This window comes from Arthrobacter sp. 05T420 (genome assembly GCF_056396305.1).
Genome location: NZ_JBFTLG010000006.1, coordinates 193,413 through 217,647, shown reverse-complemented (window position 1 = coordinate 217,647; position 24,235 = coordinate 193,413). Strand labels below are relative to the sequence as shown.

At 67.6% G+C, this 24,235-nt stretch carries 20 protein-coding genes and 2 riboswitches; of the genes, 14 read left to right on the top strand and 6 right to left on the bottom strand.

Translation table 11 applies throughout. The features are described from left to right. Window positions 1–228 precede the first annotated feature (228 nt). Window positions 229–1,944, top strand: coding sequence for a SulP family inorganic anion transporter (locus tag AC1DEM_RS08360; RefSeq protein ID WP_476884020.1), 1,716 nt, complete (start codon window positions 229–231; stop codon window positions 1,942–1,944). 96 nt (window positions 1,945–2,040) lie between these two features. On the opposite strand, the gene AC1DEM_RS08355 is transcribed toward AC1DEM_RS08360, so the two are convergent. Together AC1DEM_RS08355 and AC1DEM_RS08350 are read right to left on the bottom strand one after the other, a co-directional pair. Beyond that, window positions 2,041–2,712 carry a response regulator gene (locus AC1DEM_RS08355; RefSeq protein WP_476884019.1) on the bottom strand — a complete coding sequence of 224 codons (672 nt, stop codon included), beginning with the start codon at window positions 2,710–2,712 and terminating at the stop codon, window positions 2,041–2,043. Next, window positions 2,705–4,429, bottom strand: coding sequence for a sensor histidine kinase (locus tag AC1DEM_RS08350; protein WP_476884018.1), 1,725 nt, complete (start codon window positions 4,427–4,429; stop codon window positions 2,705–2,707). The genes AC1DEM_RS08355 and AC1DEM_RS08350 overlap by 8 nt, the downstream gene beginning before the upstream one ends. A gap of 182 nt (window positions 4,430–4,611) precedes the next feature. Here AC1DEM_RS08350 and AC1DEM_RS08345 point away from each other — a divergent pair, with 182 nt between their 5' ends. The 4 genes from AC1DEM_RS08345 (at window position 4,612) to gatB (ending at window position 9,664) form a co-directional block, all read left to right on the top strand. Continuing rightward, complete coding sequence (locus tag AC1DEM_RS08345; RefSeq protein ID WP_476884017.1) at window positions 4,612–6,093, top strand: CitMHS family transporter; 1,482 nt, start codon at window positions 4,612–4,614, stop codon at window positions 6,091–6,093. 175 nt (window positions 6,094–6,268) lie between these two features. Then, entirely contained in the window at window positions 6,269–6,565 is a 297-nt protein-coding gene (gene gatC / locus AC1DEM_RS08340) for an Asp-tRNA(Asn)/Glu-tRNA(Gln) amidotransferase subunit GatC (protein ID WP_026537696.1), read from the top strand. A gap of 4 nt (window positions 6,566–6,569) precedes the next feature. Further along, window positions 6,570–8,159 (top strand): Asp-tRNA(Asn)/Glu-tRNA(Gln) amidotransferase subunit GatA, encoded by a 1,590-nt coding sequence (gatA, locus tag AC1DEM_RS08335; RefSeq protein WP_476884016.1) that lies wholly within the window; start codon window positions 6,570–6,572, stop codon window positions 8,157–8,159. Beyond that, window positions 8,159–9,664, top strand: a complete 1,506-nt coding sequence (gatB, locus tag AC1DEM_RS08330) for an Asp-tRNA(Asn)/Glu-tRNA(Gln) amidotransferase subunit GatB (RefSeq protein ID WP_377986112.1) — start codon at window positions 8,159–8,161, stop codon at window positions 9,662–9,664. Before gatA ends, gatB begins: the two co-directional genes overlap by 1 nt. Window positions 9,665–9,667: 3 nt before the next feature. On the opposite strand, the gene AC1DEM_RS08325 is transcribed toward gatB, so the two are convergent. Next, on the bottom strand, window positions 9,668–10,576 hold the full coding sequence (locus AC1DEM_RS08325) for a LysR family transcriptional regulator (protein WP_079551528.1): 909 nt from the start codon (window positions 10,574–10,576) through the stop codon (window positions 9,668–9,670). 160 nt (window positions 10,577–10,736) lie between these two features. Between AC1DEM_RS08325 and tdh the strand changes: the two genes are divergently transcribed. From tdh to AC1DEM_RS08300, 5 genes are all read left to right on the top strand, one after another. Further along, window positions 10,737–11,783, top strand: coding sequence for an L-threonine 3-dehydrogenase (gene tdh, locus AC1DEM_RS08320; protein WP_476884015.1), 1,047 nt, complete (start codon window positions 10,737–10,739; stop codon window positions 11,781–11,783). A gap of 86 nt (window positions 11,784–11,869) precedes the next feature. Next, window positions 11,870–13,081 carry a glycine C-acetyltransferase gene (locus AC1DEM_RS08315; RefSeq protein WP_476884014.1) on the top strand — a complete coding sequence of 404 codons (1,212 nt, stop codon included), beginning with the start codon at window positions 11,870–11,872 and terminating at the stop codon, window positions 13,079–13,081. A 458-nt stretch (window positions 13,082–13,539) separates the two neighbouring features. After that, window positions 13,540–13,761: a hypothetical protein gene (locus tag AC1DEM_RS08310; protein WP_476884013.1), complete on the top strand. Its 222-nt coding sequence runs from the start codon at window positions 13,540–13,542 to the stop codon at window positions 13,759–13,761. Between the two features lie 25 nt (window positions 13,762–13,786). Next, window positions 13,787–14,926 carry an NAD(P)/FAD-dependent oxidoreductase gene (locus AC1DEM_RS08305; protein WP_476884012.1) on the top strand — a complete coding sequence of 380 codons (1,140 nt, stop codon included), beginning with the start codon at window positions 13,787–13,789 and terminating at the stop codon, window positions 14,924–14,926. Between the two features lie 11 nt (window positions 14,927–14,937). Beyond that, complete coding sequence (locus AC1DEM_RS08300) at window positions 14,938–16,155, top strand: amidohydrolase family protein (protein WP_476884011.1); 1,218 nt, start codon at window positions 14,938–14,940, stop codon at window positions 16,153–16,155. Between the two features lie 22 nt (window positions 16,156–16,177). On the opposite strand, the gene AC1DEM_RS08295 is transcribed toward AC1DEM_RS08300, so the two are convergent. Further along, on the bottom strand, window positions 16,178–16,858 hold the full coding sequence (locus tag AC1DEM_RS08295; RefSeq protein WP_476884010.1) for a histidine phosphatase family protein: 681 nt from the start codon (window positions 16,856–16,858) through the stop codon (window positions 16,178–16,180). A 99-nt stretch (window positions 16,859–16,957) separates the two neighbouring features. Between AC1DEM_RS08295 and AC1DEM_RS08290 the strand changes: the two genes are divergently transcribed. Then, a complete protein-coding gene (locus AC1DEM_RS08290) occupies window positions 16,958–17,725 on the top strand; it encodes a CPBP family intramembrane glutamic endopeptidase (RefSeq protein ID WP_476884009.1) in 768 nt (255 codons plus the stop codon). Window positions 17,726–17,927: 202 nt separating this feature from the next. Here the strand turns inward: AC1DEM_RS08290 and AC1DEM_RS08285 are convergent, their stop codons facing one another. Then, the gene (locus tag AC1DEM_RS08285) at window positions 17,928–18,566 is read right to left on the bottom strand and encodes a VOC family protein (protein ID WP_377986123.1); all 639 of its coding nucleotides are present in this window, start codon (window positions 18,564–18,566) and stop codon (window positions 17,928–17,930) included. A gap of 169 nt (window positions 18,567–18,735) precedes the next feature. Continuing rightward, window positions 18,736–18,851: riboswitch (SAM riboswitch) on the top strand. Between the two features lie 61 nt (window positions 18,852–18,912). Between AC1DEM_RS08285 and AC1DEM_RS08280 the strand changes: the two genes are divergently transcribed. From AC1DEM_RS08280 to AC1DEM_RS08270, 3 genes are all read left to right on the top strand, one after another. Then, the gene (locus AC1DEM_RS08280) at window positions 18,913–20,229 is read left to right on the top strand and encodes a bifunctional o-acetylhomoserine/o-acetylserine sulfhydrylase (protein ID WP_476884008.1); all 1,317 of its coding nucleotides are present in this window, start codon (window positions 18,913–18,915) and stop codon (window positions 20,227–20,229) included. A gap of 141 nt (window positions 20,230–20,370) precedes the next feature. Continuing rightward, window positions 20,371–20,486: riboswitch (SAM riboswitch) on the top strand. 11 nt (window positions 20,487–20,497) lie between these two features. After that, a complete protein-coding gene (gene metX / locus AC1DEM_RS08275) occupies window positions 20,498–21,637 on the top strand; it encodes a homoserine O-acetyltransferase MetX (RefSeq protein ID WP_476884007.1) in 1,140 nt (379 codons plus the stop codon). 166 nt (window positions 21,638–21,803) lie between these two features. Beyond that, window positions 21,804–23,183, top strand: a complete 1,380-nt coding sequence (locus AC1DEM_RS08270; protein ID WP_476884006.1) for an MFS transporter — start codon at window positions 21,804–21,806, stop codon at window positions 23,181–23,183. A 130-nt stretch (window positions 23,184–23,313) separates the two neighbouring features. Here the strand turns inward: AC1DEM_RS08270 and AC1DEM_RS08265 are convergent, their stop codons facing one another. After that, window positions 23,314–24,213, bottom strand: coding sequence for a LysR family transcriptional regulator (locus AC1DEM_RS08265; protein ID WP_476884036.1), 900 nt, complete (start codon window positions 24,211–24,213; stop codon window positions 23,314–23,316). Window positions 24,214–24,235 lie beyond the last annotated feature (22 nt).

The following is a 24,235-nucleotide window of genomic DNA, read 5'->3' as shown; positions in this document are numbered from 1 at the left end:
GCATGACCCCGACACGCCGGGCCGCGGCGAGTATCGACATCCCGCCACACACCATGTCAACGAAGTCGGTGCGGGTATTCGGAGGAAACAGCTTGACCATAAAACGCTCCATCAATCAGAGCGTTGCTACGACCATATGACTTTGCCCGGTCCTCATGGGCCGTAAGTGACCCCGCGTCGCTGTCTTAGACTCTGGCGGAACTCTCGGGCGTGGAGTATGACTGGCGCATGAAGAGGGCGCACGTCAGGGGCCCCGCCCGGGTCCCGCTCATCGGCCAGTTCCGCTCGTATGACCGCAAGTGGCTGCGGGGCGATCTGATCGCCGGCGTCACCGTCGCGGCCCTGATCGTGCCCAAGAATCTGGGATATGCCGGCATCGCGGGGATCCCGCTGCAGAATGGCCTGTATGCCGCGGCCGCCGGCGCCATCGTGTACGCAATCTTCGGCACGTGCCGGCAAATCTCGATGGGGCCGAGCTCGGGCCTCGCCGCGGTGGCCGCGAGTGCCGTGCTCGCGGCAGGCATCACCAGCGAACAAGACGTCGCCTCGTTCGTCGCCGGGATCACCCTGGCCTCCGGCATCCTGTTCCTGCTTCTCGCCGTCTTCAAGATGGGCTGGATTGCGCAGTTCCTTTCGAAGGCTGTGGTCACCGGTTTCCTATTCGGCGCGGCGATCGACGTCGTCATTGGAGAGCTCCCCAAACTCACCGGGACCGAGGTCACCGGCTCCAACCCCATCCAGGAACTGCGGTCCTGGCTCGGCACCCTGGGCGAGGCGCAGCCGACCACGGTGGTGGTGGGCGTCGTCGCGCTGGCCGTCGTCTTTGGATTAAAAGCCGTCGCGCCCGGAGTTCCCGGCGCCCTGGTCCTGGTGGTGGGCGGACTGCTGGCTGCGGCGCTGTTCGATCTCGGGGCCAAAGGGGTGGCCCTGGTGGGCGACGTGCCCAGAGGCCTGCCCTCGCTTCAAGTCCCGAACGGCCAGTTGATGTGGGACCACGTGGGCACCGTGGCCGCCGCGGCGGTGGCACTGGTCCTGATCGGCTTCTCCCAGACCGCCGGGGATGCGAGGGCGTTCGCTGCCAAGCACCGCTACCAGATCGATATCAACCAGGAATCGATTGCCCAGTCGATGGCCAACATTGCCGCCGGACTCTTCAAGGGGATGCCCGTCTCGACGAGTCTGTCGGCGAGCTCGCTGAACGACCACTCCGGGGCGAAGACCGGCCTCGCCTCCCTCACGTCGGGGGTCACCGTTCTGCTTACGCTGCTCTTCCTGGCGCCGCTGTTCTCCATCCTGCCGAAGCCTGTGTTGGCCGCGCTGATCATCGAGGCCGTAGTCATGGGCATGATGAACGTGCCTGAGATGCGGCGGCTGGCCCGGGTACAAAGGTTCGACTTCTGGATTGCGGTCGCCGCGATTATCGGCACGCTCATCTTCGGCGTGCTGGCCGGCGTCGTGATCGGGATCGGCCTCTCGCTCTTCTGGCTCGTCCGGGTGGCCACCCACCCGCAGATGCCGTCCCTCGGCCGCGAACAGGGCACCCAGGTGTTCCGCGACACCGGCGAGCACCCCGGCGACGAGATCGTTCCCGGCATTGCCGTGATCCGGTTCGACGGCGGCCTCTTCTTCGCCACCGCCGACGCCCTGGAGGACCGGCTGCGCGAGGTCATCCAGACCACGCCGGGGCTCACCGGCATTGTGCTCGACTGCGGCGGGATCAATTTCGTCGACTCCCAGGGGGCAGCAAAGATGGCGGACATCGCACGCCTCGCCCGCGAGTCGGACGTCAACCTGCGCCTGACCCGGCTCAAGCCCGCGGTTCGGGCGGTCCTGGAGCGCGACGGCGTGATCGAGCGCATCGGGGCGGAGATGATCCACGGCAACATCCACCGGGCCGTGCAGGCCGAGCAGGCGGCGCCACAGAAGCGGCCCGACGGCGCCTAGGTACAACCGCGCCGAGGAGCAACGAGGGGTCACGTATGGCCCATGCCGGCAGTCGACATGGGCCGTAGATGACCCCGCGTTGCTTGGGGTGCGTTACTAGTGACCGGTTCGGGCCGGGATCCCGTAGCGGTGCTCGGGGCGCCCGGTGGTGCCGTAGCGCAGCTGGATGTCGACGGCGCCGTCGTCCGCCAGCGCCGACAGGTACCGCTGGGCGGTGGCCCGGGACACGCCTACCCGGGCGGCGACGTCGGCAGCCGAGTACTGCTCGCCGGGAACCAGGGATTCGAGCACCGCGGCTTCCGTGGCAGAGCGGGGCCGCGCGGACGTGACGACATCGCCCGGGATCAGGGCGCGCTTGGCGCGTTCCACCGTCTCCTGGTTGACGGATCCCGGCTGCGCCAGGATCCGGCGGTAGCGGGCATAGGAGCGCAGCTGCTGCGAGAGGGCATCGGCCGTGAAGGGCTTGAGCAGGTAGCCCAGTGCCCCGCGCCGGAACGCGAGCCGGAGCGAGGCCGTGTCCGAGGCCGCGCTGAGGACCACGGTGTCCACGTCCAGTTGGTGCAGCAGGTCCAGTCCCGACGCGTCCGGGAGGTAGACGTCCAGCAGCACCAGGTCCGGGCGCAGGCTGTGGATGGCCTGCAGGGCCTGCGACGCCGATCCGGCCGGGGGCAGGGCCAGGAACCCCGCCACCGAATCCACGTAGGCGGCATGCAGCTTGGCGACGTGGAAATCATCATCGACAATCAGCACCCTGAAATCCTCAGACATCGTTGTCCTCTCCGCCGGGTTTAGTAGCAGTAGGTTCGGTGGTTCCCGGCAGGGTGGCGACGAACACGGCGCCCGGGCCGCCGGGGGTGCCCGCCTCGAGCAGGCGGACGTCTCCGCCACGGCGGCGCGCGAGCTGCCGGGACAATGCCAGCCCCAGGCCCTGGCCGGCGCCAGCCCGCGCCGGCCGGTCCGAGGTCGTATAGCCTTCCGCGAAGACCGCCTCGGCCTCCGCGGCTGCCATTCCGGTCCCCAGGCCGTCACCGGAATCCGCCACCACAATGTGAAGTGTGCCGGGCCCTGCGTCGATGCCCGGTTCGTCCAGCACTTCCACTTCCACCCAGCGCTCGGCCGCAGAACCGGCGACGGCGGCGTTCACGGCGTTGTCGATCAGGTTCCCCAAGACGGTGGTGACGTCCTGCGGCTCGGTGACATGGCCGCGGACCACGGATTCCGGGCCGAGGCGCAGGCTTACGCCGCGCTCGTCCGCCTCGACGCCCTTGGCGCCCAGGAAGGCCTGCAGGTAGGGATCCTGAAGCAGCTCGGCCTGGTCCACCGGGAACGCCAGCGGCCCGGTGCCGGCCAGTTTGGCGAGGTAGTCCTGGGCCTGCTGGGGCTGGCCGATGCTCATGAAGCCGGCGATCGTGTGCAGCTGGTTGGCGAATTCGTGGCGCTGCGCCCGCAAGGCCGCGGACATGGTGCCGACGGCGTCGAGCTGGCGGGTCAGCTGCTGCAGCTCGGTCCGGTCCCGGAGCATCACCACCCAGCCCAGGTCCTCGCGACGATGCAGGGCTTTGCGGGCGCTCGCCACCAGGACCCGGCCCCCGGCCACGAGTTCCACGGCCTCACCCTCCGCCGCGTCGGCCCGGGTCAGGGCTTTCAGCTGGGCCGGCACCGGCGCGGCGGCCCAGGCGCTGCCCGCCAGGTCGGGGACGCCGAGGAGCCGCTGGGCGGCGGCGTTGAAAACACTGACCCTGCCGTCGGCCGCAACGCCGATCACGCCGTCGTCGACCCCCTGCAGTACGGCCACCTGGTCGTGCACGAGGCTGCTGATCTCCTCGGGCTCCAGCCCGAGCGTCAGCCGCTGGAGCCGCCGCCGCAGCAGGAAGGAGGCCAGCACGCCGGCCAGCAGCGCACCGGCGGCCGTGGCGGCGATGGGGATGATGTCCCGGGCCAGGCTTTGGCTGATTGTTTCGGTGGAGTACCCCACGCTTACCTCACCCACCACGGTCCCGGAGTCCGGGGCGTACACCGGGACCTTGGCGCCGGCGGACGGGCCCAGCGTGCCCGTGTTGCGCGTGGTGACCTCCCGGCCGGCGAGGGCCTCGGAGGGGTCGGTGCTGACCTTTTCGCCCAGCCGCTCCGCGTCCGGGTGCGCCAGCCGGATACCGGTCTCGTCCGTGATGACCACGAACAGCGCGCCGGTGCGGGTGCGGGCACCCTCAGCGGCAGCCATCAACGGACCGGACAGCAACTCGGACGCCGGGGGAGCGGCGGGAAGGGCGCTGATGGACTGGACCTCTGCCCGCACTGACGGGTCCGAGGCCACCGTCCGGGCCAGGGTCAGCGCCTGGCTTTCCGCCTCGCGGCCCAGCCGGTCGTAGGTCAGCCAGGCGTGGACGGCGCTGCTCAGCAACACCACCAGCGCCACGACGCCGAGCTGCAGCAACAGCGTCTGGGTCGAAAAGCGCAGGGCCGGCATAGCTGTGCGGCGCTTCATCGGGCTCCTGCCTGGGAGTTGGTACCGGGGTTTGTGCGGACGTGAGCAGAATGCGCAAAATGCGTCCAATAAGCAGTATGCCAATCAATTGAGCCAAAGGCCCAGTCGTGACGGGCGCCACTCTAACGTCTGTAGTGCGCATCACACCGGAGTGGTGTCATTCAACGAAGAAGGAGCCGGCCGTGCTGGTATTACTAGGATTCGCGATGATCGCGGTATTCATGGTGCTGATCATGACGAAGAAATTGACGCCCGTACTGGCGCTCATCATCGTCCCCACAATTTTCGGGCTTTTTGCCGGCGCGGGCCTCGGCATCGGGCCCATGGTCATGGACTCCATGAAGTCGATGACGTCCACTGCAGCCCTGCTCATGTTCGCCATCATCTACTTCGGCTTGATGATCGACGTCGGGCTGTTTGACCCCCTGGTCCGGTTCATCGTTCGCAAGCTCGGCAACGACCCCGCCAAGGTGGTCCTCGGCACGGCCATCCTCGCAGCGGCAGTGTCCCTCGACGGCGACGGTTCCACCACCTTCATCCTCACCACCGCGGCCATGCTGCCGGTCTACCTGCGGCTCAAGATGAGCCCCGTGGTCCTGACCTGCGTGGCGGGCCTGGCCAACGGCACCATGAACATCCTGCCGTGGGGCGGCCCCACCGCCCGTGCAGCAACCGCGCTGAAGCTCGACGTCAACGATGTCTTCGTGCCCATGGTCCCGTCCCTCATCGCAGGCCTCGTTGTGGTGCTGGTCTTCTCCTGGCTGCTCGGCCTGCAGGAACGCAACCGCCTCCGCGCCACCGCCCCCGAGATCTGGGGCACTGGTGACGCAGGGATGTCCGACGGCGGCAGCGGCGCGGGCCGCTTTGGCCTCGGCCGCAAGGGTACGGGCCCCAAGGTCTCCGGGCCCAGCGGCGGAACTGCCGCCGTCGGAAGCCCCTCAACTGGCGGATCCTCCGTCGCCGTGCTCGAGCGCACTGAAACCCTCGTTGACGACCGCGACTCCGCGATGGCCGACACCGCCCTGGACCCCAACCGCAAGACCCTCCGCCCCAAGCTGTTCTGGTTCAACCTCGGCTTGACGGTCGCGGTCATGGTGACGCTCGTTGCCAACATCATTCCGCTCCCGTTCGTCTTCATGGTCGGTGCCGCCATCGCCCTGCTGGTCAACTTCCCCAACGTCAAGGACCAAGGCGCCCAGCTGATCGCCCACGCACCTTCGATCGTCGCCGTCGTCAGCATGGTCATGGCCGCCGCGGTCCTGACAGGTGTCCTCAACGGCACGGGCATGGTCAAGGCCATGTCGGAATGGCTCGTCCAGATCATCCCGTCCGACATGGGCCCGTTCATGGCCATCATCACCGGCGTCCTAAGCATCCCGATGACGTTCTTCATGAGCAACGACGCCTTCTACTTCGGTGTCCTGCCGGTCCTCAGCGAGACGGCGGCCCACTACGGCGTCAGCGCCGCCGACATGGCACGCGCCTCCATCACCGGCCAGCCCTTCCACCTGCAGAGCCCCCTGGTGCCGGCCATCCTGCTCCTGGTCTCCCTCGCCAAGGTGGAACTCGGCGATCACCACAAGAAGGTTCTCTGGCGCACGGCCGTGATCTCCCTCGTCATGCTGGCCGTAGGAGTCCTCACCGGGGCTATCGGCATCGGCTAACCACCCCCACAGCACCAAGCAACACGGGGTCACTTACGGCCCATTCGGAACCTCCGGATGGGCCGTAAGTGACCCCGCGTTGCTTGTCGTTGTGCTTCCTCGGCGGCCGACGGTAACAGCAGTTCAACCCACGTAGACTGGGACGGAAAATAATCCGAACTTGCAGGGGAGATCCATGGCTGCGATCAACCGCGACGACGTCGCGCATCTCGCGCAACTCGCGCACATCGAGATGAGTGCTGAAGAGCTGGACAGGATGGCCGGCGAACTCGCCGTCATCGTGGATTCAGTGAAGTCCGTCAGTGAAGCTGCCGGTGATGATGTCCCGGCTACGTCCCACCCGATTCCGCTGACCAATGTGTTCCGCGAGGATGTCGTGGGCCACACGTTTACGGCCGAGCAATCCCTCTCCGGTGCCCCCGACGCGTACGAAGGCCGTTTCAAGGTCCCGGCAATCCTGGATGAGGACTAAGACCATGACTGAGAACAACGAACTGATCCGCCTCTCCGCCGCCGCGCTCGCCGAGAAGCTCGCCGCCCGCGAGATCACCGCCGTCGAGGTCACCCAGGCGTACCTGGACCGCATCGCGGCCGTGGACGGCAAGGTCCACGCCTTCCTGCACGTCAACACGGATGAGGCGCTCGCCGTCGCCGCCGAAGTGGACGCGATCCGCGCCGCCGGCGGTGCCGCCGCCGAAGAGCTCCACGTCCTCGCAGGTGTGCCGATCGCCGTCAAGGACCTCATTGTCACCATCGGCCAGCCCACCACGGCCGGCTCGAAGATCCTCGAAGGCTGGAACAGCCCCTATGACGCCACCGTCGTCGAGCGCCTGCGCGCCGCGAAGATGCCGATCCTGGGCAAGACCAATCTGGACGAATTCGCGATGGGCTCCTCCACCGAACACTCCGCCTACGGCCCTACCCACAACCCGTGGGACCTGGACCGCATCCCGGGCGGTTCCGGCGGTGGCTCCGCTGCCGCCGTCGCGGCCTTCGAAGCTCCGCTGGCCCTCGGCACGGACACCGGTGGCTCCATCCGCCAGCCCGGCGCCGTCACCGGCACGGTCGGCGTCAAGCCCACCTACGGCGGCGTCTCCCGCTACGGCGCCATCGCCATGGCCTCCTCGCTGGACCAGATCGGCCCGGTCTCCCGCACCGTGCTGGACTCGGCCCTGCTGCACCAGGTGATCGGCGGCCACGATCCGCGCGATTCCACCTCGCTCCCGGATCCGCTGGAGGACCTCGTCGCCGCCGCCCGGACCGGCAACGTCGAGGGCATGAAGATCGGCATCATCAAGGAGCTCCACGGCGAGGGCTACCAGGCCGGCGTCGAGAACCGCTTCAACGAATCCCTTGAGCTGCTCAAGGGCGCCGGTGCCGAGATCGTCGAGGTCTCCTGCCCCAACTTCAAGTACGCCTTGGGCGCCTATTACCTGATCATGCCCTCCGAGGCCTCCTCCAACCTGGCCAAGTTCGACGGCGTCCGGTACGGCCTGCGGGTCCTGCCCGCACAGGGACCGATGACGATCGAACGGGTCATGGGCGCCACCCGCGCCGCCGGCTTTGGCGATGAGGTCAAGCGCCGCATCATCCTGGGCACCTACGCCTTGAGCGCCGGCTACTACGACGCCTACTACGGCTCGGCCCAGAAGGTGCGCACCCTGATCCAGCGCGACTTCGACGCCGCGTTCGCCAAGGCCGACGTGCTGATCTCCCCGACGGCCCCCACCACGGCCTTCAAGCTCGGCGAGAAGCTCAACGACCCGCTGGCGATGTACCTCAACGACGTCGCCACCATCCCCGCCAACATGGCAGGCGTCCCCGGGCTCTCCCTGCCCGGCGGCCTGGCCGATGAGGACGGGCTGCCGGTGGGCATCCAGCTGCTGGCCCCGGCCCGCCAGGACGCCCGGCTGTACCGCGTCGGCGCGGTCCTGGAATCCCTGCTCGAGGCACAGTGGGGCGGACCGCTGCTGGACCGTGCCCCTTCATTAACGGCTCCTTCCCTTACAGATTCTGCGGCTGCTTCACCGGCTGGCGCCGCTTCGAGCCACGGAGGTTCACACTAATGACTGACGCAACCCTCAGCTTCGAAGAAGCAATGGAGAAGTACGATCCCGTCCTGGGCTTCGAGGTCCACGTGGAGCTCAACACCAAGACCAAGATGTTCTCGTCGGCGCCGAACGTCTTCGGCGACGAGCCGAACACCAATGTCAACGAGGTGGACCTCGGCATGCCCGGCGTGCTGCCGGTGGTGAACAAGACCGCGATCGAGTCCTCGATCAAGATCGGCCTGGCGCTGAACTGCAAGATCGCCGAGAGGTGCCGCTTCGCCCGGAAGAACTACTTCTACCCGGACACGCCGAAGAACTTCCAGACCTCCCAGTACGACGAGCCCATCGCGTACGACGGCTACCTGGACATCGAGCTCTCCGACGGCACCATGTTCCGCGTCGAGATCGAACGCGCGCACATGGAGGAGGACGCCGGCAAGTTGACCCATATGGGCGGCGCCACCGGCCGCATCCAGGGCGCTGACTACTCCCTGGTGGACTACAACCGCTCCGGCGTGCCGCTGGTCGAGATCGTCACCAAGCCGATCGAGGGCGCCGGCAGCCGCGCCCCCGAACTCGCCAAGGCCTACGTGGCCGCCGTCCGCGAAATCGTCAAGAACCTCGGGGTCTCCGACGCCAAGATGGAACGCGGCAACGTCCGCTGCGACGCCAACGTCTCGCTGCGCCCGCACGGCCGCGAACGCTTCGGCATCCGCTCGGAAACGAAGAACGTCAACTCGCTGCGCGCCGTCGAACACGCCGTCCGCTACGAGATCCAGCGGCACGCCGCCGTGCTGGACTCCGGCGAGCCGGTCACCCAGGAAACCCGGCACTGGCACGAGGACACACGGACCACGACGTCGGGCCGGGCCAAGTCCGACGCCGACGACTACCGCTACTTCCCCGAACCGGACCTGGTCCCGATCACCGCGTCCCGCGAATGGGTCGAGGAACTCCGGGCCACCCTGCCCGAGCCGCCGGCCGCCCGCCGCAAGCGGCTGCAGGCCGACTGGGGCTACTCGGACTTGGAGTTCCGCGACGTCGTCAACGCCGGCGTCATGGACGAGATCGAGGAAACCATCGCCGCCGGCGCCACCGCCACCGTGGCCCGCAAATGGTGGATGGGCGAGATCGTCGGACGTGCCAAGAACGCCGACGTCGATCCCGGCCAGCTCGGCGTCGCACCGGCCACCATCGTGGAACTGAACAAGATGGTGGAGGACGGCAAGATCAACAACAAGATGGCCTCCGAGGTCCTGGACGGCGTGCTCGCCGGCGAAGGCACCCCGGCCGAAATCGTCGAGAAGCGCGGCCTCGCCGTTGTCTCCGACGATGCCCCCCTCCTGGAAGCGATCGACGCGGCCCTCGCCGCGCAGCCCGACGTCGCGGACAAGATCCGCGCCGGCAAGCTCCAGGCGATCGGTGCGATCGTCGGCGGCGTCATGAAGGCCACCCGCGGGCAGGCCGACGCCGGCCGTGTCAAGGAGCTGATCCTGCAGCGCCTCGGCGTCGAGGGCTAGCCCCTAACCGCCCACTAAATCGGTCATGATGGTCTGCAGTGCTTCGCAGACCATCATGACCGATGTGCGTTTAAGGTTCTCCGGCCGGGCCAGGAGGTCGATCCGGCGCCGGGTGCTGATGCCTTCCAGCGGCCGCAGCACAATGTCCGGGTTCAACACAGGCCGCGCGGTGTGCCGCGGCAGCAGGCCGATCACGCCGCCGGCCGCCACGAGGGCCGCCACGGTGGAGTAGTCGTTGATGCGGTGCACAATGTTCAGCTCACGGCTGGAGACCGCCGCGACGGCGGAGAGCACGTCCGCGGGGGAGTAGCCGGCGCGGCTGGTCACCCACGGCTCGCCCACGACGTCGTCGGCCGTCACCGCCCGCTGGCCGGCCAGCCGATGCCCGGCCGGCAGGGCCACGTCCAGCGGCTCGTGCGCCAGCGGGATTACCGCGACGCGTTCCTCGGGCCAGCGCGGGCTGTGATCCATCCGGTGCGCCAGGACCAAGTCGTAGCGCGCCGTCAGGGCCGGGAAATCCTGCTGGGCGACGTCCTCGTCGGACAGCAGGATCCGGGGTTGCCCGGGGCCGTCCAGGAGCCGGGCCAGCGGCGCGAACAGCGCCTGCCCGGCACTGTGGAACCCGCTGAGCGTCACCGGCGCCACCGGTGAGCCGTGGTACGCGCCGATCGCCATCTTCGCATCCGCCATCGCGCTGACCACCGCGGCTCCGGCGTCGGCCAGGACCTGGCCGGCCTCCGTGAGCACCAGGTTCCGGCCCTCCTTGCGGGTCAGCGGCACCTCAACGGTTTTCTGCAGCGCGGCCAGTTGCTGGGACACGGCCGACGGCGTCACGAGAAGGGTTTCGGCGACGGCCTTGACGCTGCCCAGGGCCCCGAGTTCGCGTAGCATCTCCAGCTGGTGGATTTCCATCCAGCCATTCTATGCAATAGCAATTCCTAATTCGTCGATTGAGAAGAATTCGGTTGTGCTAATGCTTTCTGATGGGTCTAATGGGGTGAGTTGTCCCACAACCCCGTCCCCGCGCGGCGGCACAAAACGCGCGGAGCGAATCTCAGAGTTAGGAAGACCCATGAAGGCTCTCTACAAGGCCGGCGCCCACGCAGGGTTCGAGCTCGTTGACCGTCCCGAGCCGAAAACCGGCCCTGGCGACGTCAAGATCCGGGTCATGACCACCGGCATCTGCGGCACCGACCTGCACATCCAGGCCTGGGACGCCTGGGCGCAGGGCATCATCAACGCACCCCTGATCGCCGGCCACGAGTTCTACGGCGAGGTCGTGGAGACCGGTGAGGACGTCCTGGACGTCAAGGTGGGGGACCGGGTCTCCGGCGAAGGGCACATCGTCTGCGGCATCTGCCGCAACTGCCGCGCCGGCCGCCGCCAGATGTGCATCAACACCGTCAGCGTCGGCGTCCAGCGCGACGGCGCCTTCGCCGAGTACGTGGTGATCCCCGAAACCAACGTCTGGGTCCACCAGGACCCCTCCGTCACGCCGGAACTCGGCGCCATCTTCGATCCCTTCGGCAACGCCGTGCACACGGCCCTGAGCTTCCCGCTGGTTGGCGAGGACGTCCTGATCACCGGTGCCGGACCCATCGGGCTGATGGCAATCGCCGTCGCCCGGCACGCCGGCGCGCGGAAGATCGCGATCACCGACGTCTCCGCTCCCCGGCTGGAACTGGCCCACAGGCTCGGCGTCGACCTCGCCATCGACGTCTCGAAGATGCGGGTCAAGGACGCCCAGCGCGAGCTCGGCATGCGCGAAGGCTTCGACATCGGCATGGAAATGTCGGGACACCCCACGGCACTGCCTGAGATGATCGACAACATGAACCACGGCGGCCGGATCGCAATGCTGGGACTGCCCAGCCAGTCCATCGACATCAACTGGGGCAAGGTGGTCACGCACATGCTGACCATGAAGGGCATCTACGGCCGCGAAATGTTTGAGACCTGGTACGCGATGAGCGCCATGCTCTCCTCCAGCCCGGTCCTGCACGCGAACATCTCGGCCGTCGTCACGGACACGCTGCCGGCCACCGACTGGGAAAAGGGATTCGAGGTGGCCCGCGCCGGCGTGGGCGGCAAGGTGGTCCTCGACTGGACCGTTTTCTAGGCCAGCCGCTTTTCAGGCCCGTTCCGCACCGCCCTTTCCACACCGCATTCTTTGCCCCCGCATCCAACCAGCTGAGGAGCCAACCCATGTATTCAGCCATCAAGGACCAGCTGCAGCACGAACTCGATGAGATCCGCAGCGCCGGACTGTTCAAGACCGAGCGGCACATCGACTCGCCCCAGGCCAACCGCATCAAGGCCGGACAGATCGGCGAGTCCGGCGCCGACGTGCTGAACTTCTGCGCGAACAACTACCTGGGCCTCGCCGACCACCCGGACATCATCGCCGCGGCGAAGACCGCGATGGACGAGCGCGGCTTCGGCATGGCGAGCGTGCGCTTCATCTGCGGCACCCAGGACCTGCACCTGGCCCTCGAGCAGCGCGTCTCGGCGTTCCTCGGCACCGAGGACACCATCCTGTTCTCCAGCTGCTTCGACGCCAACGGCGGCGTGTTCGAGTCCCTCTTCGGACCGGAAGACGCCGTCATCTCCGACGCCCTGAACCACGCCTCCATCATTGACGGCATCCGGCTCTGCAAGGCCCAGCGTTTCCGCTACGCCAACCAGGACATGGCTGACCTAGAGGCAAAGCTGATCGCGGCCACCACGCAGGAGAACCCGGCCCGCCGCAAGATCATCGTCACGGACGGTGTCTTCTCGATGGACGGCTTCCTGGCGCCGCTCGAAGCGATCTGCGACCTCGCCGAGAAGTACGACGCCCTGGTCATGGTGGACGACTCCCACGCGGTGGGCTTCATGGGCGCCACCGGTGCCGGCACGCCTGAACACGCCGGCGTCTCGGACCGCGTGGACATCTACACCGGCACGTTCGGCAAGGCCCTCGGCGGCGCGTCCGGGGGCTACGTCTCGGGCCGCGGCGAGGTGGTGGCCATGCTCCGCCAGAAGGCCCGCCCGTACCTGTTCTCCAACTCGCTGGCCCCGGCAATCGTCGCGGCCACGCTCACGGCCCTGGACCTTGTAGAGAGCTCCGGCGTACTTCGCGGCAAGCTCTTCGCGAACGCTGAGCTCTTCCGGAGCCGCATGAGCGAGGAAGGCTTCGACCTGCTCCCCGGCGAGCACGCGATTGTCCCGGTGATGTTCGGCGACGCCGTCATGGCGGCCAAGGTGGCCGACGCCATGCTCCACAACGGCGTGTTCGTCACGGCGTTCAGCTACCCGGTGGTGCCCAAGGGCGCCGCCCGGATCCGCGTGCAGCTCTCCGCGGCGCACAGCTCCGACGACGTCGAGGCCTGCGTCCAGGCATTCGTGCGCAGCCGCGCGGCGGTGGCCGCAGCCTAGGGCGGATCCCTGAGGCCGGGCCCCTGTTCATGTACGGGGTCCGGCCTCGCCTTGCTCGTTCATCCCGGCTTCCTCCGCTTGCTTGTCCGCGGGACATGTCCAGCTCCGGCAGCGAGGACTGGACTTAATGCCACTATGTCCAACGGCCACGACCACCGAAGGGCATGTCCCGGGCCGGCACACGGCAACGAGGGACATGTCCAGTCGCGCGGACCAGGGAAGGGCATGTCCCGGGCCGACCCGTGGCAACGAGAGACATGCCCAGCGGTGCGGACTCGGAAGGGACATGTCCATCTGCGTCCTCCAGCAGAGGCGGCCACTCTGCTCGGGCAAATTCTTTTTGCGGCCTAGCCCCTTCATTAGGGCTCAAATTCCCATATGACATGAATTTACCCGGGCTTTTTCGGGGGTGCGGCGGCTCCTGAGACCGTGCCCGAGCCGTTGTTCAGCTGGAGCAGTTGCAGCGGCATCACAGCCTGCAGCAGGGCTTGCGGTCCGGCGGGCTGCACCTGACAGGGCTGTTCTATGACATTGCCACGGCCCAAGTGCTGCAGGTGACCACCTCCGGCATCAGCCACCTGGACCCGGTGCCGCGGACCATTGAAAACACTGACAACGCAGACAAACCCGACAGCACAGCCGCCGCCGCTGGCCGAGGCGCAGGTCCCGGCGCGGTCTGACGCGGCGATCTGCAAGGATGGGACCATGTCAGCTCATTACGATGTCGTAATTGTCGGCGGCGGTATCGCCGGCCTGTCCCTTGCCTCCACCCTGGCCGGGCAATGCAGCGTGGCCCTGATTGAGGCCGAGCAGAACCTGGCGTACCACACCTCGGCCCGCTCGGCCGGGCAACTGATTCCCAGCTACGGCCCGCCCGTGGTCCAGGAACTCACCCTCCGGACGCTGGAAGTCATCGCCGCCCAGGACGCCGACCGTCCGGAACCGGTGCTCACGCCGCGCAGCTTCATGCTGATCGGGGACGACGCCACCGTCCGGGCGGAGGCCAGCGGCCACATGCACCGGATCACCCACGCCGAGGCACTGGATTTGTGCCCGGCCCTTGTCCCGGACGCGTTCAGCGCCGCCGGCCTGGACACCGGATCCTTCGCCTGCAACGCCCCGGTGCTGCTCGAGGACCACCGGCGCCGCGCCGAGGCCGGAGGGGTGGACATCATCACCGGCGCCAGGGTCCATTCGGCCCAGCGCCTCGGCACCGGCTGGGAACTGGGCGCCGGGCAGGAAGGCTTCCAGTCTGCCGTCGTGGTCAACGCCGCCGGCGCCTGGGCGGACGAGCTCGCCGTCCTCAGCGGCGTCGAGAAGCTCGGCCTCCAGCCGTACCGGCGCACCGCGGCGATCGTCGACGTCGAGAATCCGCTCCCGGAGGCCTCCCCGTTCGTGGCCGCGGCCGATGACAGCTTCTACTTCCGGCCCAAGAACGGCCAGGTACTGATCTCGCCCGCGGAGCACGTGCCCAGCGGCCCCGAGGACGCCCGGCCCTATCCCGGTGACATCGAACGGCTCGTGGCCCGGCTCAACGCGATCACGACGCTCGGGATCCGGAACGTTAACACGGCCTGGACGGGACTGCGGACGGAGGCGGCCGACGGCGTCCCGGTGGCGGGCTTCGACGCCGAGGCCACCGGATTCTTCTGGCTCGCCGGCCAGGGCGGGTACGGTTTCCAGACCTCATCCGCGATTGCGGAGCTGGCCGCCGGCCTGATCCTGGCCGGTCAGGCGCCCGCGCCCGCGGCCCAGTCCCCGGCTGTGTCCCCGCCCACCGGGGCCAGTCCGGCATCCCGGACACTGGAGGCGCTGGCCGCCACCCGCTGGTCCATCCGGCGCTAAAGAATGGTTCTATGAGCACCCTGATCACCAACATCGCCGAACTGATGACCCAGGACGCGGAACACCGCGTCCTCCGCGACGCGGCGGTGGTGATCGAGGGGGAGCGGATTTCCTGGCTCGGCGCCGCAGCCGATGCGCCGGCGGCCGACGAGGCCGTCGACGCCTGTGGCCGGGCGCTCCTGCCGGGCTGGGTCGATTCGCACACTCACCTGATCTTCGCGGGGGACCGCACCGCCGAGTTCGAGGCCCGGATGGCCGGACAGAGCTACAGCGCCGGCGGGATCGCCGTCACCACCGGCGCCACCCGGACCACGAGCGACTTCGACCTCACCCGGCTGGCGATGGGCCGCGTCGCGGAGGCCGTGTCACAGGGCACCACCTACCTCGAGACCAAAACCGGCTACGGGCTGGACCTCGAAAACGAGGCCCGCAGCGCCCGCATCGCCTCAACCGTGGCGGACGAGGTGACCTACCTGGGCGCGCACCTCGTGCCCGCCGGGATGGACGCGGAGGAATACACCGAGCTGGTCTGCGGGCCGATGCTGACCGCGGTCCGGCCCTACGTCCGCTGGGCCGACGTCTTTTGCGAGCAGGGCGCCTTCAACGAGGACCAGTCCCGCCGGGTGCTCCTGGCCTGCAAGGCCGCAGGGCTGGGGCTGCGCGTGCACGGCAACCAGCTGGGCGAGGGCCCCGGTGTCCGGCTGGCGGTGGAAGTCGGCGCCGCGAGCGTGGACCACGTGAACTACCTTTCGGCCGCGGATGTCAATGCCCTGGCCGGCAGCTGGTCCGGCTGGGACGCCGCCGGCGGCAGCGGCACGCGAGGCACCGTTGCAACGTGCCTTCCGGCCTGCGATCTGTCCACCCGGCAACCGCTGGCCCCCGGCCGGGAACTGCTCGACGCCGGCGTGCAGCTGGCGCTGGCGTCCAACTGCAACCCCGGCACGTCCTACACCAGCTCCATGGCCTTCTGCGTCACCACCGCCGTGCTGCAGATGCGGCTGAGCGTCCATGAGGCGGTGCGCGCCGCGACCTACGGCGGCGCGCTGGCCCTGGGGCGGGAGTCCGGGAACGACGTCGACGGCGAACGCGCGGTGGGCTCGATCGCCGTCGGACACCGCGCGGATCTGCACCTGCTCAACGCGCCTTCGGCCACGCACCTGGCCTACCGGCCCGGCATCCCCCTGACGCACGCAGTGTGGCGGGCCGGCGTAGCGCAGCCCGTCCGGTAGCCGGACCGTCCGTTAGCACTGGCTAGAAAACCATGGGCGGAGCATCGAGGACGGTCTCGTCCACGCGCCTCTTCTCCCACTGTGTGAAGGGTTTGTCGAGCTCGTACTTGTCCCGCGCCGTGCGCAGCAGGGTGCGGACCTCGGCGTTCTCCGGGTTGTTCAAGGACTCGAAATATTCCACCGACCAGTGAAACCAGCGCATGCAGAACAGGCGCATGGTCAGCCCGTGCGTCACGAACAGCGCGTTCGGGGCGTAGCTGGGCTTCGACCAGTGCCGGTGCAGGGTTTCCATGAAGGAGGAAATCCTGTCGTAGACATCGGAACCGGACTCGCCCTCGCGGAAGCGGTAGAAGAAGTGCCCGTAGGCGTTGCGGAGCTCCTTCTGGTCTTCGATGTCGCCGGCGATCTGAAAGTTCGCCCAGTCCTGTTCGCGCAGCCGCGGTTCCTCGATCACGCGCTCCACCAGAGGGCCAAGGTTGAGCGCCTCGAGGGTCTGGTAGGCGCGCAGGTACGGGGAGACATAGACACACACCGGGCGGCCGTCCAGCTGGCGCCGGACCTCTTCCCCGGCCGCGGTGGCCTGCTCAAGGCCCAGCGCCGTCAACGGGATCCGGTAGTCCGGAACACGGTTGTAGATCGAGGTATCGGCATTGGCGGCAGACTGGCCGTGCCGGATCATGATGATTTTCCGGGGCGCACTCATAATCCCCAAGCATAGGGCGCCCAACAGCCGGGGGTGCCGGCGCGGGCGGCACCACGCGGGCACCAGCAAACTTTCGGCAACTGCAGGCAAGATAGAAACATGTTGGTTCCCTCCCGCCGTCGGCTGCGGTTCGAAATGTTGATTGTCCTGGGCTTATCGCTGGGGCAGTCCGCGGTCTATTCCCTGGTGCAGCTGCTGGACAAGATGACCACGGCGCCGCTGGCGCAGGGGACGTCCACGCTCAACCGGTCACAGAGCCCGCGCGAATACTTCGACCTCACTTACCAGATGCTGGACATCATCTTCGCCCTCGTCCCGGTGGCCCTGGTGATTTACTTCCTCACCGAACACTGGCCGGCCGGAGAGCGCGGAACCTCGGCATTCCGAAAGATCGGCTTCGACTTTGCCCGGCCCGGCAAGGACCTCCTGCAGGGGCTGGGGCTTGCCGCGCTGATCGGCGTTCCGTCCCTGGGGCTCTACGCTGCCGGCCGGGCGCTGGGGATCACGACGTCGATCATTCCCAGCGCGCTTGCCCCGTACTGGTGGACCGTGCCGGTGCTGGTCCTGTCCGCGATCCGGCACGGGATCGTGGAGGAAGTGATTGTGGTGGGCTACCTGCTGGACCGGCTGGGGAAACTGGGCTGGAGCGTGCCGGCAGCCATCGCCGCCAGCGCCCTGCTCCGCGGCAGCTACCACCTCTACCAGGGGTTCGGGCCGTTCATCGGCAACGCGATAATGGGCGTCGTCTTCGCGCTGTTCTACATACGGTCCAAGCGGGTGATGCCGCTTGTGATCGCCCACGCCATTCTGGACACCGTGGCGTTCGTGGGGTTCAGCCTGTTCGGCAAGGCCGTGGGCCTGGGCTGAGCGGCTCACAACGCAACGCGGGGTCAGATACGGCCCATCCGGAGCCCCAGGATGGGCCGTATCTGACCCCGCGTTGCGTTTAGGGGCCGGCGACATTACCGGCCTAAATGATCCGGGCCCTTAAATGATTTCGGCCGCCGTCTCCTGGGTGACATCGTTGGCACCTAAGAGATGGCGGCCGAAGCGTGGGGCAGGTGGGGCGTTAGATCGTGACCGCTCCGGAGGAGGTCTCGAAGGTGACGGAGAGGATGCCGGGAGTGCCGTGCGGCGCGATCCAGTTCACGGCGACGTCCTCCAGCGGCTTTTCCACCGGTTCGCCCAGCCACTCGGTCACGCGCGCTGCCGAACCGGCAATGGTCAATGCGGACATCTTGACTTCGCTCGCGTAGGCGTTGGACGGGTGGAGTTCCGGGTCGCCCTCCCACTTGAGCATGTAGGGCACCTGGGGGTCGGCGATGAGCCCCAGGATGCCGATCTGCTTCCAGACCAGTTCGCGGCCGTCCGGAAACTTCCGGTTGCCGTTCACGGCCGCTCGGCCGAGCCGCTCCTCGAACGGGGCCAGATCGTCAACCTCGACGCACCAGCCCATCCAGCCGCCGCCCGCTTCGGAACGTGCCCGGACTGCCTGGCCGAACGGGGCCTTGTCGGAGGCCGGGTGGTTCAGGACCTCCACGACCTCCAGGTACTTGTGTCCCGCGAGCGGGATAATCATGTTGCGAGTCCCGAAACGGGGGTGCACTCCGCCCTTCACGGCTTCAACGCCGAGGGCAGACGCGATACGTTCAGTGGTGGCTGCCAAGCCATCGTGTTCACAGGCGTAAGAGACGTGATCCATGCGCATGCCATCATCTTGGCACTTTGTGATGGACCTCTCAGCTTAGGTTCCCCTAACCGTCATGGGATGTCCCGGGGAGGCCGACGCGGTGTCACGGGGGGCGCTGACACGCAGGCGTCTTCATCTTCGTCACAAAGCTATCCAGGGCTCCGCCGCGCTTCCTACACTGATGCAAGGTCATGAGTGCCAGCGCACAGCCCCGGCTTGCTGGCCGGCAACCCTCGTATCGCGGTGGGGTGCCCCGGGTGAAGACCTGGCCGTCCGGCGCCCGCCGGAGGGCAAGCGCGGCGCCTGCGCCGGTCCGGGCCGGAAGCCCTGGCCGGTGCTGTGCCCAGTCCCTTGAGGAGCATCAATGTCCAACGCCTGGTCCTTCGAAACCCGCCAGATCCACGCCGGCCAGGAGCCGGACAGCGCCACCGGCGCGCGTTCCCTGCCGATCTACCAGACGACGTCGTTCGTGTTCCCGAGCGCCGAAAGCGCCGCGAACCGCTTCGCACTGGCCGAACTCGCCCCCATCTACACCCGGATCGGCAACCCCACCCAGGACGCCGTGGAACAGCGCGTGGCCAGCCTGGAAGGCGGCCTCGCGGCCCTGCTGCTCAGCTCCGGCCAGGCGGCGGAGACCTTCGCGATCCTCAACATCGCCGAGGCCGGGGACCACGTGGTGGCCAGCCCCAGCCTGTACGGCGGGACCTATAACCTGCTGGCCCACACGCTGAAGAAGTTCGGCATCTCCGTGACGTTCGTGGAGGACCCGGACAATCTGGAGCAGTGGCGCGACGTCGTCCGGCCCAACACCAAGCTGTTCTTCGGCGAAGTGGTCTCCAACCCCCGCCAGGACGTCCTGGACATCGAGGGCGTCTCCCGTGTGGCGCACGAGGCCGGCGTGCCGCTGATCGTCGACAACACGCTCTCCACCCCGTACCTGATCCGGCCGATCGAGTGGGGCGCGGACATCGTGGTCCACTCCGCCACCAAGTACCTCGGCGGTCACGGCGCCGCGATCGCCGGCGTGATCGTGGACTCCGGCAACTTCGACTTCGGCAAGGACCCGGGGCGGTTCCCCGGCTTCAACACCCCGGACCCCACCTACAACGGGCTGGTCTACGCCCGAGACCTCGGTGCGGACGGCGCGCTGGGCGCGAACCTTTCGTACATCCTCAAGGCCCGCGTCCAGCTCCTGCGCGATCTCGGCTCCGCCGTGTCCCCGTTCAACGCGTTTCTCATCGCCCAGGGCATTGAGACCTTGAGCTTGCGCGTCGAACGCCACGTGGCCAACGCCACCACGGTGGCGAAGTGGCTGGAGGCGAGGGACGACGTCGAATCGGTTGCCTACGCCGGGCTGCCGTCCAGCCCCTGGTACGAGCGCGGCCGCAAGTACGGGCCCAAGGGAACCGGCGCCGTCGTCGCGTTCAACATCGCCGGGGGAGCCGAGGCCGGCAAGCGGTTCGTCGATGCCCTCGAACTGCACTCGCACGTCGCGAACATCGGCGACGTCCGTTCCCTGGTGATCCACCCGGCCTCGACCACCCACAGCCAGCTCTCGCCCGAACAGCAGACCATCGCCGGCGTCAATCCCGGCCTCGTGCGGCTCTCCGTGGGCCTGGAGCACATTGACGACATCCTCTCGGATCTCGACGCCGGATTCCGCGCGGCCAAGTCCGCCTGAGTTAAGCCAGATAAACCTGACGGCCAGCCGCCGGCCTCCCTTGAACGGGACGGCCGGCGGCGGGGCTGTCTGATCGCGGGGCTGTCACATGGAAGTCACAATCTTCGTGATTTCCGCACCCTCTTTCGTAGACTCGTACCAGGTCATGAGTGCCAGCGACAGCCCCGGCTTGCTGGCCGGCAACCCTCCTTTTGCGGCGGGGTGCCCCGGGTGAAGACCTGGCCTGCCGGTCAGCTGACGGCAGGCAAGCGCGAAGTTAGGTCCTCACATGACGATTGCCGTCACCCGCACGGGTGTTCCTGAAACCAAGCCATCCCGCAACCCGGACGGAACCGTCCAGTACGTCAGGATCGGTGACCTGCAGCTCGAATCAGGGATTCCGCTGCCGGATGTGGTCCTCGCCTACGAGACGTGGGGGACCCTGAACGATGACGCGTCCAATGCCGTTCTCATCGAACACGCCCTGACGGGCGACACGCACGTGACCCGCGGCCACAGCGAAGAGCCCGGTTGGTGGGAACAGCTCGCCGGGCCCGGGGCCCCCGTGGACACGGACAAGTACTTCGTGGTTTCAATCAACATCCTGGGCGGCTGCCACGGATCCACGGGACCCTCCACGCGGGCCCCGGACGGGCGCCCCTGGGGATCCCGGTTCCCGCTCGTCACCCTGCGGGACACCGCCGCCGCCGAGGCGCGGCTGGCCGACGCCCTGGGCATCGGCAGCTGGTACGCCGTGCTGGGCGGCTCCCTCGGCGGCGCGCGCGCCCTTGAATGGGCCGTCACGTTCCCCGGCCGGGTCCGGCGCTGCGCCGTGATTTCCGTCGGCGCCAGCAGCACAGCCGAACAGATTGCCTTCGCGCAGGCCCAGACCCTGGCCATCCGCCAGGACCCCCACTTCAACGGCGGAAACTACTACGGCGGCCCGGAACCCGAAGCAGGGCTCGCGCTCGCCCGCCGCATCGCGCACATCACCTACCGCTCCGCAGCCGAACTGGACGGCAGGTTTGGCCGGAACGCGCAGGAGCCGGAGGCGCCCCTGGAAGCCGGATCGCTGGCCGGGCGCGGGCGCTACCAGGTGGAGAGCTATCTGGACCACCAGGGCAACAAGCTGGTCCGGCGCTTCGACGCGAACAGCTACATCGCCATTACCGAGGCCCTCATGAGCCACGATGTCTGCAGGGGGCGCGGAAGCCTCGAGGAGGCCCTGGCCCCGGCCACCGCCGAGTTCCTGGTGGCGGCCGTGGACTCGGACCGCCTGTATTTCCCGGCCCAGTCCCGTCAACTGGCCGATGCCCTGCCCGGGCGCCCGGAAGTGCACATCATTGAAGCGCCCATCGGCCACGACGGTTTCCTGACCGAAATCGGCCAGCTCAGCGGCCAGCTGCGGGAGGCCTTCTTCGACCACTAGGCGCGACCTCGTGTGCATTTTTGCAGATGCGCTCTGCACTAATGGCTGTTGAGGCTCAGGGCGGGAGCGTCCATACTCATGGGGAATGACGCCATGTGCCCTAAGTCACGTGCGTCCTCAGCCCAATGGTCCACAGGGTGTCGACGGAGACACCAAAGGAGTCACGATGAGTACGGAAAACGCCGCAAGGCGCGCTGAAGAAACGGACGTCAAATCGTCCGGCCTGAAGAAGGTTGTCACGGCCTCCATGGCCGGCACGGTGGTTGAGTGGTACGAGTTCTTCCTCTACGCTTCCGCCGCCACCCTGGTCTTCGGCAAGCTGTTCTTTCCCAATTCCGGTTCGGAGTTGGACGGCATCATTGCCGCGTTCGTCACCTACGCGGTCGGCTTTATTGCCCGCCCCATCGGTGGCATCGTCTTCGGCCACTTCGGCGACAAGTTCGGCCGCAAGCAGCTGCTCCAGCTGAGCATCATCCTTGTCGGTGTTGCCACCTTCGCTATGGGCTGCCTGCCGACCTTCCAGCAGATCGGCTACTGGGCCCCGGCGCTCTTGGTCTTCCTGCGCTTCGTCCAGGGCTTCGCCGTCGGCGGTGAGTGGGGCGGCGCAGTCCTCCTCGTGGCTGAGCACAGCCCGAGCAAGTCGCGCGGATTCTGGGCCAGCTGGCCTCAGTCGGCGGTTCCGATGGGCAACCTTCTCGCCACCGGCGTGCTGTTCACCTTGTCCGCCACGCTGTCATCCGCGGAGTTCCTCAGCTGGGGCTGGCGTGTGGCCTTCTGGCTCTCCGCTGTGATCGTGATTGTCGGCTACTACATCCGCACTAAAGTCCAGGACGCCCCAATCTTCCTGGAAGCCCGCAAAGAGGTCACCGTTGAGAACAAGGGCTACGGCGTCGCCGAAGTCTTCCGCCGCTACCCGCGTGGCGTCTTCACCGCGATGGGTCTGCGATTCGCGGAGAACATCCTCTACTACCTTGTGGTCACGTTCTCCATTACCTACCTGAAGGTCGTGGTCCAGACGGACACCTCGCGGATCCTGCTGCTGCTGCTCGTGGCGCACCTGGTCCACTTCGTCGTGATCCCTTTGGTCGGCAAGCTCTCGGACAACGTCGGCCGCAAGCCTGTCTACATGGCCGGCGCTATCCTCGGTGGCACCTGGGGCTTCTTCGCCTTCCCGATGATGGACACCAAGAACGACCTCGTCATCCTCGCCGCGATCACCATCGGTCTGCTGTTCCACTCTCTGATGTATGCCGGCCAGCCGGCCATCATGGCCGAGATGTTCCCGACCCGGATGCGCTACTCCGGTGTCTCGCTGGGCTACCAGGTCACCTCGATCGTGGCCGGTTCGCTGGCTCCGATCATCGCCGTCGCGTTGCTGAGCCAGTACAAGTCCTCCACGCCGGTGGCGATTTACCTCCTCGGCGCCTGCCTGGTAACGATGGTGGCCGTGTTCTTCCTCAAGGAGACCCGCGGTATTTCGCTGCACGACGTCGACGCCGCCGACGCCCAGGGCACTGCCGACCTGCTCGCCGCAGGCAAGAAGTAAGCTCGAATCAACACACCAACAGCCCGGGCCCCGCACTGCGGGGCCCGGGCTGTTGCCGTTTGTGCCAGCCGATCCGCAATTGACGACCCCCGCGAAGGCGGGCAGCCGCCTTAAACGCAGCGTGCCCGGCTCAGCCGGCCAGCACGTCCTGGCGCTCCCGGATTTCGCCGCGGATCGCCTCCAGCACGGCACGGACGGGGGCTGAACGCAGCGCCTCGGGCCGGGCCACGGCCCAGATGGGCAGCTGGCGCTGGAAGTCGTCCGGCAGGACGGGCAGGAAGTCGGACCTGCCCGCCACCAGAAAGTTGGGGAGCAGGCCTATCCCGGCGCCCCGCCGGACGGCCTCCAGCTGGGCGAAGACGCTGGTGGCCTGGAAGCTGGAGCGCGGCACCGGCAGCTGCGTGGAGCGGTGCCCCAGCTCGGCCACCTGGAGCGCCGATTCCACGTAGGAGACGAAGCCGTGCTGCCGGACGTCGTCGAGTGTTGCCGGCAGCCCGTGCTCGTGCGCATATCCGGGACTGGCGTACAGCCTGAGGAAATAGTTGCTCAGGAAGATGGCCTGGGCGTTTGCTGTGTCCATGTTGCCCACCACCACTTCCAGGTCCACGCCGGAGCGGTTTTGGCTCGCCTTGCGTGTGGCGCTGAGCAACTCGACGTTGAGCAGCGGGTTCGCCCGCTGCAGCCGCACGAGCGCCGGGGCCAGGAATTCGGCGCCGAAGCCGTCCGGGGTGCTGATCCGGACAAGGCCGGAGACCACATCGCCGGAACGGGCAATGCTGCTGGACAGGGCACCGAGAGTGCCCTCGATGGCCTCCGCCGCCGCGACGGCCTGGCTGCCGAGCTCGGTCAGCTCCCAACCGTGCGGGCTGCGCTCCAGGGTCCGACCGCCGAGCTGCTTGTCCAGGGCCAGGACACGGCGGGAAATGGTGGTGTGGGTGGTGCCAAGCGTCTCCGCCACCGCGTTAAACCGACCCAGCCGTGCCACGGTCAGCAGGATCAGCAGGTCATCGGGGCTCGGAAGCCGACGCAAGTCCACGTTTGTCCCTCCTCAG

Coding starts and splice junctions, on each gene's coding strand:
- AC1DEM_RS08325 (WP_079551528.1), bottom strand. CDS start 10,576: ATGGAAATCCACCAGCTGGAGATGCTACGCGAACTCGGGGCCCTGGGC.
- AC1DEM_RS08300 (WP_476884011.1), top strand. CDS start 14,938: ATGAGCACCCTGATCACCAACATCGCCGAACTGATGACCCAGGACGCG.
- AC1DEM_RS08350 (WP_476884018.1), bottom strand. CDS start 4,429: ATGAAGCGCCGCACAGCTATGCCGGCCCTGCGCTTTTCGACCCAGACG.
- gatC (WP_026537696.1), top strand. CDS start 6,269: ATGGCTGCGATCAACCGCGACGACGTCGCGCATCTCGCGCAACTCGCG.
- AC1DEM_RS08285 (WP_377986123.1), bottom strand. CDS start 18,566: ATGCGCATGGATCACGTCTCTTACGCCTGTGAACACGATGGCTTGGCA.
- tdh (WP_476884015.1), top strand. CDS start 10,737: ATGAAGGCTCTCTACAAGGCCGGCGCCCACGCAGGGTTCGAGCTCGTT.
- AC1DEM_RS08305 (WP_476884012.1), top strand. CDS start 13,787: ATGTCAGCTCATTACGATGTCGTAATTGTCGGCGGCGGTATCGCCGGC.
- AC1DEM_RS08270 (WP_476884006.1), top strand. CDS start 21,804: ATGAGTACGGAAAACGCCGCAAGGCGCGCTGAAGAAACGGACGTCAAA.
- AC1DEM_RS08280 (WP_476884008.1), top strand. CDS start 18,913: ATGTCCAACGCCTGGTCCTTCGAAACCCGCCAGATCCACGCCGGCCAG.
- AC1DEM_RS08360 (WP_476884020.1), top strand. CDS start 229: ATGAAGAGGGCGCACGTCAGGGGCCCCGCCCGGGTCCCGCTCATCGGC.
- gatA (WP_476884016.1), top strand. CDS start 6,570: ATGACTGAGAACAACGAACTGATCCGCCTCTCCGCCGCCGCGCTCGCC.
- AC1DEM_RS08290 (WP_476884009.1), top strand. CDS start 16,958: ATGTTGGTTCCCTCCCGCCGTCGGCTGCGGTTCGAAATGTTGATTGTC.
- gatB (WP_377986112.1), top strand. CDS start 8,159: ATGACTGACGCAACCCTCAGCTTCGAAGAAGCAATGGAGAAGTACGAT.
- AC1DEM_RS08315 (WP_476884014.1), top strand. CDS start 11,870: ATGTATTCAGCCATCAAGGACCAGCTGCAGCACGAACTCGATGAGATC.
- AC1DEM_RS08295 (WP_476884010.1), bottom strand. CDS start 16,858: ATGAGTGCGCCCCGGAAAATCATCATGATCCGGCACGGCCAGTCTGCC.
- metX (WP_476884007.1), top strand. CDS start 20,498: ATGACGATTGCCGTCACCCGCACGGGTGTTCCTGAAACCAAGCCATCC.
- AC1DEM_RS08355 (WP_476884019.1), bottom strand. CDS start 2,712: ATGTCTGAGGATTTCAGGGTGCTGATTGTCGATGATGATTTCCACGTC.